Below are 2,524 nucleotides of genomic sequence, written 5' to 3' on the forward strand. Positions count from 1 at the left end.
GCCAGTTTCTCGTCGGCTTCGTTGATGAACCTGGTCAATGCTCCCCGTGTGAAGTTGCGATCTTTGTTGTTCACCGCCTTGATGCGCGTGCCATCGACCGCCAGCAGTTCGCGTCCGAACAGATCGAGCTGCCGGCACAGGATGACAAATTCCCGAAACACCTGCTTGAAGGCCGACCGGTTCACGCGGCGGAAATCGGCGATGGTGCGGAAGTCCGGCTTCAGGTGCCGCAGCAGCCAGATGACCTCGATATTGCGATGGGCCTCTGCCTCCAGTCGCCGGCTGGATCGCACCCGGTTGAGTAGAGTAGGCGGCGAGCGCCTGGCCGCATTTCGGCGGCTGGTTTCTCGTCGCCTCTCGCCGAACTGGACGTGCATCTTTCGTTATGCATCCAGCTCTCCAGAAGACATGGCAAAATCAGGCGTCTCCATCCATGCGAGGCGATACCGGCAGACAGGGGTATAAGTCAGCATGTACTGCTCGACCTTTCCCTCTCGCCAGACCCGCCTTGTCGGTCGCACACGGCTCGGCAATAGCGCCGAGAGGACTTCGTGCGCGCCAGTTTTTGGGCGTTTCTTCCGCAACCAACGCCATAGGCGGTCCCGAATGTACCAGTCGAGACTGGCGAACACTCGGCCCGCATGCGCGCAGTAGCGGTAGTAGTTCGCCCATCCGCGCAGGATGGGGTTGAGTTCCTGGAGCTTTGCGCCAAGACTGACGCCCACCGAGTTGCGCTTGGTGAGCTGCTTGACCCTGTGACGAAAGTCGATGGCCTTAGCTTTCGGGATTTGTACGCGCGGGCCGTAGCCGTAGCGCTGATCCCATCGCATGGCGAGATGGAACCCGAGAAACTCGAATCCATACGTCATGGCCGTGACCTTCGTCTTTTCGGGCGACAATTCGAGGCCGGTGGTCTCCCGCAGATATTCGGCCAGCGCGAGTTTCTCCGCAATGGCGTTCTCCTGTGTACCTGAGACCAGAACCACAAAATCGTCCGCATAGCGGATCGGCAGAAACGCGCAGCGTCCGGCTGTGCGGTCATGCATCCTCGCGTTGCGTGCCGCGACGATCCCAGCTTTAGGATTATCAGGCCGGGCCTTGCTGCGTTGATCCGTCCACCGTTCGTAGCGCTCCTCTATCGCACTGAGTGCGATATTGGCGAGCAACGGTGAGACGATTCCGCCCTGAGGGGTTCCGTTGTCCGTACAGAGGAACTGATCCTCCGCAAGAACGCCAGCTTTCAAGAACAACCCGATCAACCCCGTCACCCGCTTGTCGGCTACGCGGGCGCGCAGCCGGTTCATCAGATGGTGATGGTTGATATTGTCGAAGCAGCCCTTGATGTCACCCTCGATGACCCAGTTGTACGGCATGCCCTGCCGCCGACCGTCGCTCCCCATCTTGTGAGGAACAGTGCTGCGGCGGATATACTCCAAGGCGCCGTGCGTGCTCCTGCCGGGTCGAAACCCGTAGGAGACATGCCAGAATTGCGCCTCGAAGATTGGCTCCAGAAGGGTTTTGACCGCGCTCTGAACGACGCGGTCCCTGACCGTCGGAATGCCCAAGGGCCGGAATTGCCCCGGTTTCCCCGTCTTTGGAATGAGCTTGCGCCGCGATGGGCTGGGCCGATATGCGCCAGAGCGCAGTTCAGCCTGTAGCCCGGCGAGGAAGCATTGCTCACCCTTGTTGCGGATTTTATCCGTGGTCATCCCGTCGACGCCGGCGGAACGCGCACCTCGGTTTGAGGCGACGTGCCGCCATGCGTGGCGAAGCATGCGGATGTCGGTAAGCCAACCCCACATGTCTCGCCATGCGCCGTCAGGATTTGCCTGACTCCACTGATAGAGCTTGCGTTGAACGCCGAGTATCCAGACCACATCGGCCTGACGATCCATGTCCATGGATCATTCCTCCGTCTTGCGAGACTATCGTCTTCCTGCTCGCCTTCGCCATGTGCGTGGCTCTCCCACGCTCGGACTACTACGCAAGCTCCGTCCCCGGTGTCGTCCTTCTCCGGCCGCTGTGGCTAGCCCGGTTTCCTGCCGGGCGAACGATCCGGGTTCCCGTGTTCCGATCTTCAACCTTCGTGTCGTTAGGTGGCGAGCTTTACCCGTGGCGATGCTGGAAACGACCGAGGAAAGTGGGGTCGTCCCGGGCACGCTAGGCGCGCCCAGCAGTGAGGAGCTACCAGCCCTACCGCTTCGGATCGCTTTACCTCCGCCGCCATCGCGGCATGGGAGGCGATATGTATAAATACACAGGCTTCCACCGCCCGCTTCGTTGTCTCACCATGGACACTGCGGTAGCCCGGCCTGCGGCGATGGTCCGCATCCGGTTCATTTAAGGCCGATCTGCTGATGACACCCGCCCGGCAGCACCCGGTCAGGCTTTTCGGCCCCCTTCCTCCTGCCGCTTTCCCGACAGTGGGGCGGCATTGCAGCCGCCGGTCAAAGATCAGCAAGCTTGGGAGATGTGATCTAAATCATGTTCACCTCCCGCGCCGTCGCGGCGCACTGTAGCCGTA

General features: G+C 61.0%; 1 protein-coding gene and 1 pseudogene. Both read right to left on the reverse strand.

Going from position 1 to position 2,524, the window contains the following annotated elements; translation table 11 throughout:
• Positions 1-302 (reverse strand): annotated as a pseudogene (locus RTY13_RS17650) (transposase); the annotation flags it as partial.
• An 81-nt stretch (positions 303-383) separates the two neighbouring features.
• Entirely contained in the window at positions 384-1,901 is a 1,518-nt protein-coding gene (gene ltrA, locus RTY13_RS17655) for a group II intron reverse transcriptase/maturase (RefSeq protein WP_312785441.1), read from the reverse strand.
• Between the last annotated feature and the right edge of the window lie 623 nt (positions 1,902-2,524).

It is taken from the genome of Brevundimonas sp., from assembly GCF_032055285.1.
In the GTDB taxonomy this organism is placed as follows: domain Bacteria; phylum Pseudomonadota; class Alphaproteobacteria; order Caulobacterales; family Caulobacteraceae; genus Brevundimonas.

Excerpts from the sequence above, each read along its gene's own strand:
- ltrA (WP_312785441.1), bottom strand. The coding sequence starts at position 1,901 with ATGGACATGGATCGTCAGGCCGATGTGGTCTGGATACTCGGCGTTCAA.